Genomic DNA, 12,356 nt, shown 5'->3' on the forward strand with positions numbered 1-12,356 from the left:
TATGACAGTTTTATTTCAATAGACCAGTGCCTGTGCGATGCTGGCGCCAAGGCCAAAGGCCGACTAAAAGCTTTAGTAGAGCGTCATAAAATATTTCCGCTCGCTACACGCTGCACCTTCAATCCTTTGCCCTGAATGGGGCACGTCTCAGGGGGCTCTCAGTATGCTGACCCTGCTCGATTTGTTATCCGCCGTGGCCCTGCTGATCTGGGGCACGCATATCGTGCGCACCGGAATCCTTCGCGTGTATGGCGCCCAGTTGCGCCGCGTCCTCAGCCAGAACATGTCCAAACGACCTCTCGCGTTTATCGCGGGCATTCTGGTCACCGCATTGGTGCAGAGCAGCAACGCCACCGCCATGCTGGTGACGTCGTTCGTGGGCCAGGGCCTGATGACCCTGACTCCCGCGCTGGCGATCATGCTCGGGGCCGATGTGGGAACGGCGCTGATGTCCCGCGTGCTGACCCTGGACCTGTCGTGGCTTTCACCGCTGCTGATTTTCCTCGGGGTGATTTTCTTTCTGTCGCGCAAACAGACACGGGCAGGGCAATTGGGCCGGGTCGCTATCGGGCTGGGTCTGATCGTACTGGCATTGCAACTGATCGTCAGCGCGACCACGCCCATCACCCAGGCCTCCGGGGTAAAAGTGCTGTTCGCCTCACTGACCGGCGACCTGATGCTCGATGCCCTGGTCGGCGCCCTGTTCGCGCTGCTTTCCTATTCCAGTCTGGCGGCGGTATTGCTGACCGCCACGCTGGCAGGAGCCGATGTGATTGGCCTGCCTGTCGCAATCGGTCTGGTGATCGGCGCCAACATCGGCAGCGGGCTGCTGGCCTTTCTCAGCACCAGCATGCAAAACGTCGCCGGTCGGCAAGTGGCGCTGGGCAGCCTGCTTTACAAGCTGCTGGGCCTGTTGCTGATCATTCCGGTGCTCGACCCGCTGGTGCACTGGCTTTCTTCCCTGGGCTTCAGCCCTCAGGAACTGGTGATCGGTTTTCACCTGATCTACAACACCGCACGTTGCCTGCTGATGCTGCCCACCGTTGGCCCGATGGCGCGCCTGTGCGCCGCATTGCTGCCCTATCAGGCCGAAGCCAACGGCCCGGCCAAAGCCAGGCATCTGGACCTCGCCGCCTTGTCGACACCCAGCCTGGCATTGGCCAATGCCGTGCGTGAAACCTTGCGCATGGGCGACCTGATCGAAAGCATGCTGGGCTCGATGCTCGCGGTACTGCGCGGCACGCAAACGGCCGTCACCCAGGAAGTTCGCCGCCTGAACGATGATGTGGAAGCACTCTATAGCGCGATCAAGCTGTATCTGGCCCAGATGCCTCGCGAGGAACTGGGCGAACACGATAACCGTCGCTGGGCAGAAATCATCGAGCTGACCATCAACCTGGAACTGGCCAGCGACCTGATCGAGCGCATGCTGCGCAAGATCCAGCAGCAGAAGACCTCCCAGCGCCGCTCGTTCTCGGAAGTCGGCCTGGAAGAACTGGCCGACCTGCATGTCCAGTTGCAGTCCAACCTGCGTCTTGGCCTGTCGGTCTTTCTCAGTTCGGATGAAGAGAGCGCCCGCCAGTTGCTCAGGGAAAAGCGCCGCTTCAGGGCACTGGAACGGCGTCTGGCCCATGCTCACGTCAGCCGCCTGCAACGCAAGGTCGTGCAGAGTATCGAAACCAGCTCGCTGCATCTTGAGCTCATCGCTGACATGAAACGCTTGAACTCGCTATTCTGCAGCAGCGCCTATGCCGTGCTGGGAGCCGCCGATACCGGAGCCTTGTCGAGCGAGAGCATTCAAGAGCAATCGGTGTGAACGTCCCAGGCAGCGCGAAGTCTGTTAAACATACCGGCCCGCAAGGAAAGCTGCTTTATGCGTTGCCTGCTGTTCGCTTGTCTGCTTCTGAGTTCTCTCCCTTCGCTGGCCCTTGATCGTCTTCAGGTCGAGGGCTATCTGTTGCCCAACGGCCTGCAAGTGCTGCTCAAACCGGGTTATGAAAAGGGTCATGTCGCGATTCGGCTGGTGGTCGGCATCGGCTTCGATGACTTCGCCTGCCAGGACAAGGAACTGCCGCATCTGCTGGAGCACTTGCTGTTCAGCGGCACCGACGACAGCGGCGAAGGCGGCCTTGAAGAGCGCATGCAAGCCTTGGGTGGCGAGTGGAATGCGTTCACCAGCAACACCGACACCACATTCGTGATCGAGGCACCGGCCAGCAATCAGCGCAAGATTCTCGATCTCTTACTGGAGATCCTGACCAATACGGAACTGCTGCAAAGCCGCTTCGATGAGGTCAAGCGCATCGTCGAGCGCGAAGACGGCGGCCACTTTTCCCATCTGCAACGCCTGCTCGATCGTCGCGAGTCCGGCACCGGTGCCAGCAATCAGCTGGCGATGGAACTGGGCCTCAAATGTGCCGAGCGGCCGCAGGTGGATGACATCACCCTCAAGCAGGTCGAGGATGTTTTCGCGAGCTGGTACGCCCCCAACAACATGACGCTGATCGTGGTCGGCGACCTCGACCGGTTGCTGCCCAGCTATCTGGAGCGGACTTACGGGCAGCTCAACCCGACCGATCCTATCGAGCATCCGCCGCTGGCCGAAAGCAATGGCACGGCCCAGGCTTCCAGCACTCTGATACGCGGCATGCTGGGCGAGGGCGCACGTTTGCACCTGACCTTCGCCGAGCCGCAGCTCGAAAAACAGCACGACGAAACCTGGGAACTGGTCGAGGCCTATCTGGACTGGGCGCTCTACACAGAGCTGCGCCTCAAGCACGGTTTGTCTTATGGGCCATCGGCTGATCGTGAGGTCTTCGGGGAAGTCGGCTTCATGAGCCTGAATGCCGACCTTGAGCGCGATGACATCCATGAAGCCGAGCAAAGCATTCGCACTCTGCTCAAGCGCCTGAGCAAGGAAGGCATGCAACCGGCCACCTTTGCCCGCCTGCAACAGGCCGCCATTGCCAGACAGGCCTGGGCCGTGCAAGGCAACAGTGCGCTGGCCGATTATTACTGGGGGGCGCTCAATGACTATGAAAACGGGCGCTTTGTCGACCCGGTCAAACGCATCAAGGCCGTGAGCCTGGACACCGCCAATCACGCCATGCGCCAGTTGCTGGCCAAGCCCGGTTACTGGCGGGTCGAAAAATCATTGCTGAGCTACGACGACTTGTATGGGCTGGCTGCACTGGTTGTCGGCCTGATCGGGCTGCTGGTGTTCTGGCGAGTGCGCAAGCGTCTTCGCAAGTGATCGAGGCAGCACGGTATTTACACAGAAACAGGCATTGATATGCTGCCGGGGTTTTAAAGCCGATGAAAGTGAATTGCCAAGATGCCTGACTGGAACTCCTACGTAACCCGCACCCTGGGATTGATACGACGCTATCCGGGGGTGATTGCGGCAGGGGGTTTCATCTCCGGGATCGCCAGTTTCATTCTGGTGGACCGTCAGGCGGGTCTGGCGACCTGGATCGCGATTGTCATGCTGATCAGCTGGCTGTGGCTGATGATCGAAAACAGCGTGGTACGGCTGTTCAGCAAGACGTTCGGTCGGGAAATACCTCAGGGCCTGCTGCGTTACGGTACGCAACTGATCCACCAGGAAAGCCTGTTTTTCGTGCTGCCGTTCTTTTTCGTCACCACGACCTGGAACAGCGGGCAACTGGTGTTCACGGCCTTGCTGGGGGCCGCAGGCCTGATCTCGATCATCGATCCGCTGTACTACAAATGGCTGGCGCCACGCCGCTGGCTGTTCATGGCCCTGCATACCCTGACGCTGTTCGCGGCACTGCTCACGGCGCTGCCCATCATTCTCAACCTGACCACTTCGCAAAGTTACAAACTGGCACTGGGCATCGCCATGCTGCTGTCCTTTCCCAGCCTGGCCTCCAGCTTTCCGATCAATACCTGGCGACGCGGCGTAGCGGTCATCGCCGTGACGCTGGCGGTGGGCAGCGCGGGCTGGCTGCTGCGCTCCTGGGTGCCGCCAGCAACCTTGTGGCTGACCGAGGTCGCCATCAGCACCGACTTCGACAACAAGAACCGCACACCGGGCGAGAGCATCAAGCAGATAAGCGCCACGCAGCTACGCCGCGACGGCTTGTACGCCTACACCGCCATCAATGCCCCGCGTGGTCTTGAAGAACGCATCTACCATGTCTGGCGACGTGACGGCCAGGAAGTGGAGCGCATCGCGCTGGATATCCATGGCGGCCGCAAGGAAGGCTATCGTGCCTGGACCCACAAGCAGAACTTCCCGAAAGACGTGGTCGGGCGCTGGCAGATCAGGGTGCTTACCGAAGACGGGCAAATGATCGGTGTGCTGCGCTTTGAAGTCACCGATACCGATCAACCGGCCGTCACCCGGCCAACAGGTCGGCTGATCAAGCTCAAACCGGGCGGCGATGATGAAAAGCCTGAGCCGCAACCGGCTCCAGAGCAGAAGAGCGAACCGGAACAGGAGCAGGAAAAACCTGCGTCTCAGCCAGCGCCCGAAGCGCCGGCTGCGCAATGACGAATCAGGTCGCGGTCGCGCCGAAGAACCAGTAGCAGACCAGAATGGCAGCGACGACACCCGAGAACTCGGCCAGCAGGGCGCAGCCCACCGCATGCCGAACCCGCTGGATGCCCACTGCACCGAAATACACCGCCAGCACGTAGAAGGTGGTTTCAGTACTGCCCTGAATCGTGGCGGCAGCCAGCGCGGCAAAGCTGTCCACGCCCTGGGTCTGCATGGTCTCGATCAATAGCGCCCGTGCGGCGCTACCGGAGAACGGCTTGACCATGGCGGTCGGCAGGGCATCGACGAAACGCGTGTCCCAGCCCAGCCATTCCACCAGATGGCGGATGCCTTCAAGACCGAAGTCCAGCGCACCGGAAGCCCGCAGCACACCCACCGCACACAGCATCGCCACCAGATAGGGCAGCAGATTCTTGGCAACATCGAACCCTTCCTTGGCGCCTTCGACAAAGGCCTCATAGACCTGCACCTTGCGCAGCGCACCAATGATCATGAACAGCATGATCAGGCCGAACAGCGTGAGGTTGCCGAGAATGGAAGAGAGGCCGGCCAGTGCCGCCGCCGACAGCGTTCCCAGAAAGGCCATGAAGCCACCGAGCAGCAGCGCGCCCGGAATCAGATAGGCCAGCACCACCGGGTCCCACAACCGCAGGCGCTGCATGAACGCCACCGACAGCAGGCCCACGATGGTCGATACGCTGGTGGCCAGCAGGATCGGCAGGAATACCAGCGTCGGGTCCGGCGCGCCTTGCTGGGCGCGGTACATGAAAATCGTCACCGGCAGCAGCGTCAGGGACGAGGCGTTAAGCACCAGAAACAGGATCTGCGCGTTGCTGGCAGCCGTCTGGCTGGGGTTCAACTCCTGTAGAGAACGCATCGCCTTGAGCCCGATAGGCGTAGCGGCGTTATCCAGGCCCAGAGCATTGGCGGCGAAGTTAAGGGTAATCAGGCCAAGCGCGGGGTGGCCCGGCGGCACTTCGGGCATCAAGCGCAGAAACAGCGGGCCGAGCACTTTGGCCAGCCAGTCGACAATCCCGGCCTTTTCGGCAATGCGCAGAAAGCCCAGCCAGAGCGTGAGCGTGCCGAACAGCAGCACCATCACTTCGACCGACAGCTTGGCCATCGCAAAGATGCTTTCGACCATCGCGGCAAAAATACCGGCGTTGCCCCCAATCAGCCATTGCCCCATGGCAGATACGCACGCAACGACAAAAAAACCAAGCCACAAGCCATTGAGCATCGGATATGTCCCTCACAAGATGCGGCGATGATAACAATCGGGAGCAGCAGATACGACAAACCCCGGAAAGTCCGGGGTTTGTCGGTGCAACCGATCAGCGATCAGTCAGCGAGCGGAGTGGCAGCAGGAACCGGGTCCTTGCTGCGCCAGTGCGGCAGGGAATTCCAGTAGCGCTGGCCCTTGGCCTCGTCGTACATGCCTTCCCAACGAGCGATAACCAATACCGCCAGGGCGTTGCCGATCACGTTCAGTGCGGTACGCGCCATGTCCATGATGCGGTCGACACCGGCAATGAATGCCAGGCCTTCCAGCGGGATACCCGCGCTGCCCAGAGTGGCCAGCAGTACCACGAAGGAAACGCCCGGAACGCCCGCGATGCCTTTGGAGGTGACCATCAGGGTCAGCACCAGCATCATCTGCGCGCCGACCGACAGATCGATGCCGTACAACTGGGCAATGAAGATGGCCGCGATGCTCTGGTACAGGGTCGAACCGTCGAGGTTGAACGAGTAGCCGGTCGGTACCACGAAGCTGCAAATGGCTTTCGGCGCGCCGTAGGCTTCCATCTTCTGGATCACACGCGGCAGGACCGTTTCGGAGCTGGCGGTGGAGTAAGCCAGGATCAGCTCGTCCTTGAAGATGCGGATCAGCTTCATGATCGAGAAGCCGAACATGCGGGCGATCAGGCCCAGCACCACGAAGGCAAAGAAAGCGATGGCCACGTAGACCAGGATCACCAGCTTGGCCAGCGGTAGCAGGGAAGCGAAACCGAAGTTGGCGACTGTCACCGAGATCAGCGCGAATACGCCGATCGGGGCGTAGTTCATGATCATGTGGGTGACTTTGAACATGGTTTCCGAGACGCCCTGGAACATCTTCACCAGCGGATCACGCACTTCGGCTTGCAGGCTGGAAAGGCCCAGACCGAACAGCACCGAGAAGAAGATGATCGGCAACATTTCGCCACGCGCCATGGCAGCGAAGATATTGGAGGGGATCAGGTTGAGGATCGTCGCGATGAATGCGTGATCGTGCTGAACCTCGGCAGTGGTCTGCTGATACTTCGAGATATCGACCGTGCCCAGGGTGCTCATGTCGATGCCCGCGCCCGGCTGGAACACGTTGGCCAGAACCAGACCGACAAGGATCGCGATGGTGGTGACGACTTCAAAGTAAATGATGGTCTTGAGACCGATGCGACCCAGCTTCTTCGCGTCGCCCACACCGGCAATACCGACGATCAGCGAGGCAATCACGATCGGGATCACGATCATTTTGATAAGACGAATGAAGATATCGCCTGCTGGTTGCAGGATATTACTGATCCACCAGGCCTTCTCGGCACTGAAGTGGTTGAGCAACGCACCGAGGGCAATCCCCAGTACCAGTCCAATCAGAATCTGCCAGGCCAGACTCAGCTTTGCCTTCTTCATTCATTTACCCTTGTTTTTAGTGGCTGGACATATCCATAACCGACATGCTGAAACTGCTTTTACAGAGGCAGTGTCGAAACCGGAAACACCCAGAAAAGGCCCCTGCAAACGAGCGTTCATGCTCTATTGCAGGTGAAAAAAGGCGCAACTATTCCCATGGCACACAGGCACGTCTAATGCCATAAACGACTACCTCATGCCGAATCGGCATAACAAAATGAAATTTCGTATCTAATAGCGACACAAAAAAGTTGTCCCTATTGCCTCCCAAAGTGGCTAGAACGTCGCCTCCAGCCTGGCAAGAGAAATTGGCAACGGCTGCGTGGCAGAGAGCCAACCGGCCAGTACCCTTACGAAGAAATATTGGATCGACGGTCATTCTGGCGCGGTGGAACAGGCTGATTTGCCCCATGAATCCACCGCTTGGCGGCATACATTCAGCAACATATTTGGCAACGGGGAAAAGTGCGCAAGAAGTTGCACACTTGATTATTGATAATCCTGTGCATATTTTAATGCAGACTTTTTACTTCAACTCTTACAGACGACTGCGCAAGAAATTGCACAGCCGTGAGCAACTTTTTGCGCCATTCATCCCGGCCGGTTTTTTGCCCTACCGGGAATAGGAGATACACCGGCTACTTTTGCGGGCATGGATAGCCAGAAAAGCAATTCGTGCCCGTGCAGCCATGCACGAGGAACAAGGGATGTTCTCATCGGCCAACCAGCCCCATTTCACGCTGACCCTTGAAGGCGCAGACTTTCAGGTTCTGGCCTTTGAAGGCCGTGAAGCGCTCAACACACCCTTCGCCTTTGAACTGGAACTGGTCAGCGAAAAAGCCTCGCTGGACCTCGAAGGGCTGCTGCACAAGCTCGCGTTCCTGCAACTGTCGCCCTCGGGCACCGGCATTCATGGCCTGGTGTACAGCATCGCTCAGGGCGAGGCCGGCAAGCGCCTGACCCGCTACCGGATCAGTCTGCGCCCGAAGCTGGCTTATCTGGCGCACCGCATCAATCAGCGCATCTTCCAGCAAATGACGGTGCCACAGATCATCACCCAGGTACTGGAAGAGCACGGCATTCTGGCCAGCGATCACCAGTTTCATCTGAGTACGGAATACCCCGAGCGGATGTACTGCGTGCAATACGACGAGTCCGACCTGCAATTCATCCAGCGCTTGTGCGAAGAAGAGGGGATTCACTACCACTTCCAGCACAGCAGCAGTGCCCACACGCTGGTGTTCGGCGACGACCAGACAGTGTTCCCCAAGCTGGCCCCGGTGGCTTACCAGCAGGACAACGGCCTGGTCGCCGACACGCCGGTCATCAAGCGCTTCGAGTTGCGCCTGACGACCCGCACCAGCCGCACGACACGGCGCGACTACGACTTCACCAAGCCGCGTATCGAGCTGGAAAGCGACGCCAAAAGCGAAGCCCAGCCAGACCTGGAGGATTACGACTACCCAGGCCGTTTCACCGATCGCCAGCGCGGCAAACACCTGGCCAACCGGGCGCTGGAGCGCCATCGCAGTGATTACCGCCTGGCAGAAGGCCGCAGTGACCAGCCGTTGCTGGTGAGTGGACACTTCCTGTCGCTGACCGAACATACCAACGCGGCCTGGAACGATCTGTGGCTGCTCACCGAGATTTTCCATGAGGGCAAGCAGCCGCAGGTTCTGGAAGAGTCGGTGACCAGCGACACCACAGACCTCAAGGACGATTTTCACCAGGGCTACCGCAACCGCTTCACGGCCACCCCATGGGACGTGCCATACCGCCCGCCACTGGATCACCCCAAGCCACAGGTGCTGGGCACTCAGCGGGCGGTGGTCACCGGCCCCGAAGGCGAGGAGATTTTCTGCGACCAGTACGGTCGGGTGAAGGTGCAGTTCTTCTGGGATCGCGAAGGCGAGCACGACGACAAGACCAGTTGCTGGATGCGCGTGGCGTCAAACTGGGCCAGCCAGAACTTCGGCTCGATCAACCTGCCTCGCATCGGCATGGAAGTGCTGATCAGCTTTCTGGAAGGCGACCCCGATCAGCCGCTGCTCACCGGCTGCCTGTACCACGGCGTCAACCTGCCGCCCTACAAACTGCCGGACTTCAAGACCCTGGCCACGGTCAAGAGCAAGGAATACAAGGGCAGCCGCGCCAACGAACTGCGCATCGACGACACCACCAGCGAGATCAGCATCGCGCTGCGCAGCGACCATGGTGCCAGTGCGATCAACCTCGGCTACCTGACCCATCCACGCCCTTCCGGCGGCAAACCCCGCGGTGAAGGCTTCGAGCTGCGCACCGACCGCCATGGCGCGGTGCGGGCGGCGGCAGGGTTGCTGATCACAACCGAACCACGCCCCAACGAATCGAAACACCACAAGGACCTGCCCGAAACGGCCGAACGACTGGCCACCGCCAGCGAGCAACAGGACGGCCTGGGCGCCCAGGCTCGCGAAGTGCAGGCTCAGGAAACTGGCGATCAGGACGATGTGGCCAAAGCGCTGCACGCCCAGCATCAGGGCATTCTGGGCAGCGGTCCGGCAAACATGAGCGCCAATGAGTTTCCGGAATTCACCGAACCGCATCTGGTGCTGGCGAGCCCGGCCGGCATCGCCTTGTCCACACCGCGCTCCAGCCATATCGCCACCGGCGAACACCTGGCCCTGAGCAGCACCGGGCACACCAGCCTGTCCATCGGCAAACGCCTGCTGGCCAGCGCCAGTCAGGGCATGCGGCTGTTCGTGCAGAACCTGGGCTGGCGGCTGGTGGCCGTCTCCGGCGACATCGACGTCAAAGCCCTCAAGGACAGCATCAACCTGCTGGCCAAGCTCAATATCACCGCCAATGCCGACCGCATCACCATCACCGCCAAGACCGAACTGGTGATACAGGGCGGCGGCAGCGCTACCACCTACAACGCGGGCGGCATTACCCACGCCACACCCGGCCCCTACACCGCACACGCAGCGAACTTTGCCTACACCGGGGCCAAGAGTCTGGCGGGCGTCTTCCCCGAACCGCCAAAACCGGGCCAAGGCACGCTGGAGCTGTTCAACCAGTACGCGGGATTACAGGGCATCAAAGGGGGAGACTTCGAGGTTATCGATGCGTTGGGCAAGAGCCTCAAGGGCAGCCTTGATGCCAAGGGCTTTGCCACGGTTTCGGGCGCAGCACCAGGACCCGCGCAGGTGAAGTTCGGGCCAGACCCGGCGGATACCTGGAGCGACGGCAGCTACATCGGCAAACCTGAGTGGCCAGCGGAACAGCCGGAGAGTGACAGCGCGCCGTCGTCCATCGAGGCGATGGTAGCCAGTGTACTGCCGAGCGAAGGCAAGGCTGCCGAGCTGCTGGACAGCGGCAAGGCGCTGGCCAAGGGCGGGATGGAGATGGCCAGTAACGGAATGGCCGCCGTCCAGAAAGGCATGGGCGTGGTGCAATCCGCACAAGGAGCCGTGCAGACCGCCCAGCAAGCCAAAAGTGCATTGCAGGCTGGCGCATCAGGCCTTCCGCAACTGGCCAACCTGGCCGGCACCGTCGTGCCGAGTGCGGCGTCGGTACTGGGCAACGCGAGCAAGTTGGCGCAATTGCCCACACTACCGAGCATGCCCAAGCTGCCGAGCCTGCCGCCCCTCACGCCTCCCTCGATTCCCCTGAAAACGCCCGATCTTCTGGCGGGTGAGATGCTGTCATGACGACTGAGACTACTGCGGTAGCAAAACGTGAAGCACAGGTGGCAGTCGCGCCGCTCAATACCCTCGACCTGCAAGACGTGGGACGCGGGGCAGCGGTCTTCGATGCCTGGTTGCAGGAAGTCAGCGGCGGCATCGTGACCCTGGAGCGGATCAAGAACACCGCCGGGGCCTTGCCGGTGGTGGGCAACATCATGGCGCTGGTCGATGCGCTGAGCGATATCGTCACTCTGACCAAGAGCCAGAAACGCGAAATGCTCGACTGGGTGAGCCTGGGCATCAACCTGATCGGCGTGTTGCCAGCGCCACCCACCATGGCTGCGGCGCGCATGAGCCTGCGCCCGACACTGTTTCTGGTGCGCCAGGAACTGCGCCACAGCGCCAAGCTGGTGATGGGCGATGCCCTGATCGAGATTCTGATCGGGCACCTGAACGCCACCATCGTCGGCACCATCGATGACTTCGTCAAACAGGCAGAACCCAAGCTGGCAGCGATCCTCAAGGACGCAGGCAAGCTGGGCGAAGACGTGATCAGCGAAATCGCCAAGGGCCTGGAAGCCGGGCCAACGGCACCCTTGATGCCAAGGGCGACCTCAAGGCTGCCAACGCCCAGCTCAGCAAGGCAGGCGACCAACTGCTCAATGACCCCAAGGCCGCCATCGGCAATATCTTCGGCGGGCTGTTCAGTGCCTACAAGGCGGCAGGCAAGGGTGTCGCCAACAGTGCGGCAAAAAACCTGCTGCCCGACGAAGCGAAGAAACGGGTACTGACCGAAACCGCCGGCCTCAAAGCCATGGGCCCGGAGCTGAGCGCCCAACTAAGCCGCCTGAGCGATCCCCGAGCCTTGCACTCCATTGGCTGGCTGCTGCAAATGCTGGCGACCTCGGTTGCTTCCTGGCGCAAGCGTCAGTTGCGTGGCCAGAGCGCCAGCGTCAAATCGGGCACCACCAGCCAGGCAACAAAGCAAGCGGGCGAAGGGGAGATGGGGGCGCAGGAAAAACAGGCACCCGCCACCGGCGATCCCCAGTGCCCGAAAAACGGGGTCTGCGCCGTTACAGGCAACAGCATCAGCTTCGCCCTCGGCTCCGAAACCTTCAGCCACACCGACTTCAGCCTGCCCGGTCCTTTCCCTATTCACTGGGCGCGTCTCTATAACTCGCGTTTGTCGGCCTACGATCAAGGCGTCATGGGCGCACGCTGGATCAGCGAACTCACCACCCGCTTCGACCGGGTCGATGACGGGCTGATGTTCCACGACGCCGATGGCCGCAGCCATGCCTGCCCGCTGCCTGCGGTGGGCTTGTTCCATTACGACGCCATCGAAAACGTCACCCTGGTGCGCGCCAGTGAAGAGCAACTGGTGCTGTGTCGCGGCTTGGAACGCAAGGAAACCTACCTGCGCCACGGCCAGCACTATCGCCTGACCGGTATCGAGTTGCGCAACGGTGCCGGGGTGATGCTGCATTACGAGC

9 protein-coding genes are annotated in these 12,356 nt (G+C 60.7%); 7 read left to right on the forward strand and 2 right to left on the reverse strand.

Features of this window, described 5'->3' with window-relative positions:
* Positions 1-163 precede the first annotated feature (163 nt).
* From CKW23_RS08275 to CKW23_RS08285, 3 genes are all read left to right on the forward strand, one after another.
* Positions 164-1,816 (forward strand): Na/Pi cotransporter family protein, encoded by a 1,653-nt coding sequence (locus tag CKW23_RS08275; RefSeq protein ID WP_025257868.1) that lies wholly within the window; start codon positions 164-166, stop codon positions 1,814-1,816.
* A 57-nt stretch (positions 1,817-1,873) separates the two neighbouring features.
* Positions 1,874-3,253 (forward strand): pitrilysin family protein, encoded by a 1,380-nt coding sequence (locus CKW23_RS08280; protein WP_095067378.1) that lies wholly within the window; start codon positions 1,874-1,876, stop codon positions 3,251-3,253.
* A gap of 81 nt (positions 3,254-3,334) precedes the next feature.
* The gene (locus tag CKW23_RS08285; RefSeq protein WP_095067379.1) at positions 3,335-4,516 is read left to right on the forward strand and encodes a DUF5924 family protein; all 1,182 of its coding nucleotides are present in this window, start codon (positions 3,335-3,337) and stop codon (positions 4,514-4,516) included.
* A gap of 4 nt (positions 4,517-4,520) precedes the next feature.
* Here CKW23_RS08285 and CKW23_RS08290 read toward each other — a convergent pair whose 3' ends face one another.
* Together CKW23_RS08290 and gltP are read right to left on the reverse strand one after the other, a co-directional pair.
* Positions 4,521-5,762 carry a nucleoside recognition domain-containing protein gene (locus tag CKW23_RS08290; RefSeq protein ID WP_025257865.1) on the reverse strand — a complete coding sequence of 414 codons (1,242 nt, stop codon included), beginning with the start codon at positions 5,760-5,762 and terminating at the stop codon, positions 4,521-4,523.
* A 101-nt stretch (positions 5,763-5,863) separates the two neighbouring features.
* Positions 5,864-7,195, reverse strand: a complete 1,332-nt coding sequence (gene gltP / locus CKW23_RS08295) for a glutamate/aspartate:proton symporter GltP (RefSeq protein ID WP_025257864.1) — start codon at positions 7,193-7,195, stop codon at positions 5,864-5,866.
* Positions 7,196-7,605: 410 nt separating this feature from the next.
* Between gltP and CKW23_RS26175 the strand changes: the two genes are divergently transcribed.
* The 4 genes from CKW23_RS26175 to CKW23_RS26580 all read left to right on the forward strand — a co-directional run.
* Positions 7,606-7,821: a hypothetical protein gene (locus tag CKW23_RS26175; protein WP_143008711.1), complete on the forward strand. Its 216-nt coding sequence runs from the start codon at positions 7,606-7,608 to the stop codon at positions 7,819-7,821.
* A gap of 81 nt (positions 7,822-7,902) precedes the next feature.
* On the forward strand, positions 7,903-10,887 hold the full coding sequence (locus CKW23_RS08300) for a type VI secretion system tip protein VgrG (RefSeq protein WP_095067380.1): 2,985 nt from the start codon (positions 7,903-7,905) through the stop codon (positions 10,885-10,887).
* A complete protein-coding gene (locus CKW23_RS26575; RefSeq protein ID WP_177434628.1) occupies positions 10,884-11,654 on the forward strand; it encodes a hypothetical protein in 771 nt (256 codons plus the stop codon). The genes CKW23_RS08300 and CKW23_RS26575 overlap by 4 nt, the downstream gene beginning before the upstream one ends.
* Positions 11,655-11,677: 23 nt before the next feature.
* Positions 11,678-12,356 (forward strand): DUF6531 domain-containing protein (locus tag CKW23_RS26580; RefSeq protein WP_256590431.1); only part of this gene is annotated, 679 nt, incomplete at its 3' end.

Source organism: Pseudomonas sp. Irchel 3A18 (genome assembly GCF_900187465.1).
In the GTDB taxonomy this organism is placed as follows: domain Bacteria; phylum Pseudomonadota; class Gammaproteobacteria; order Pseudomonadales; family Pseudomonadaceae; genus Aquipseudomonas; species Aquipseudomonas cichorii.

Bases quoted from the DNA above. Each gene is read 5' to 3' on its own strand.
- CKW23_RS08275 (WP_025257868.1), top strand. From the start codon at position 164: ATGCTGACCCTGCTCGATTTGTTATCCGCCGTGGCCCTGCTGATCTGG.
- CKW23_RS08280 (WP_095067378.1), top strand. From the start codon at position 1,874: ATGCGTTGCCTGCTGTTCGCTTGTCTGCTTCTGAGTTCTCTCCCTTCG.
- CKW23_RS08285 (WP_095067379.1), top strand. From the start codon at position 3,335: ATGCCTGACTGGAACTCCTACGTAACCCGCACCCTGGGATTGATACGA.
- CKW23_RS08290 (WP_025257865.1), bottom strand. From the start codon at position 5,762: ATGCTCAATGGCTTGTGGCTTGGTTTTTTTGTCGTTGCGTGCGTATCT.
- gltP (WP_025257864.1), bottom strand. From the start codon at position 7,195: ATGAAGAAGGCAAAGCTGAGTCTGGCCTGGCAGATTCTGATTGGACTG.
- CKW23_RS26175 (WP_143008711.1), top strand. From the start codon at position 7,606: ATGAATCCACCGCTTGGCGGCATACATTCAGCAACATATTTGGCAACG.
- CKW23_RS08300 (WP_095067380.1), top strand. From the start codon at position 7,903: ATGTTCTCATCGGCCAACCAGCCCCATTTCACGCTGACCCTTGAAGGC.
- CKW23_RS26575 (WP_177434628.1), top strand. From the start codon at position 10,884: ATGACGACTGAGACTACTGCGGTAGCAAAACGTGAAGCACAGGTGGCA.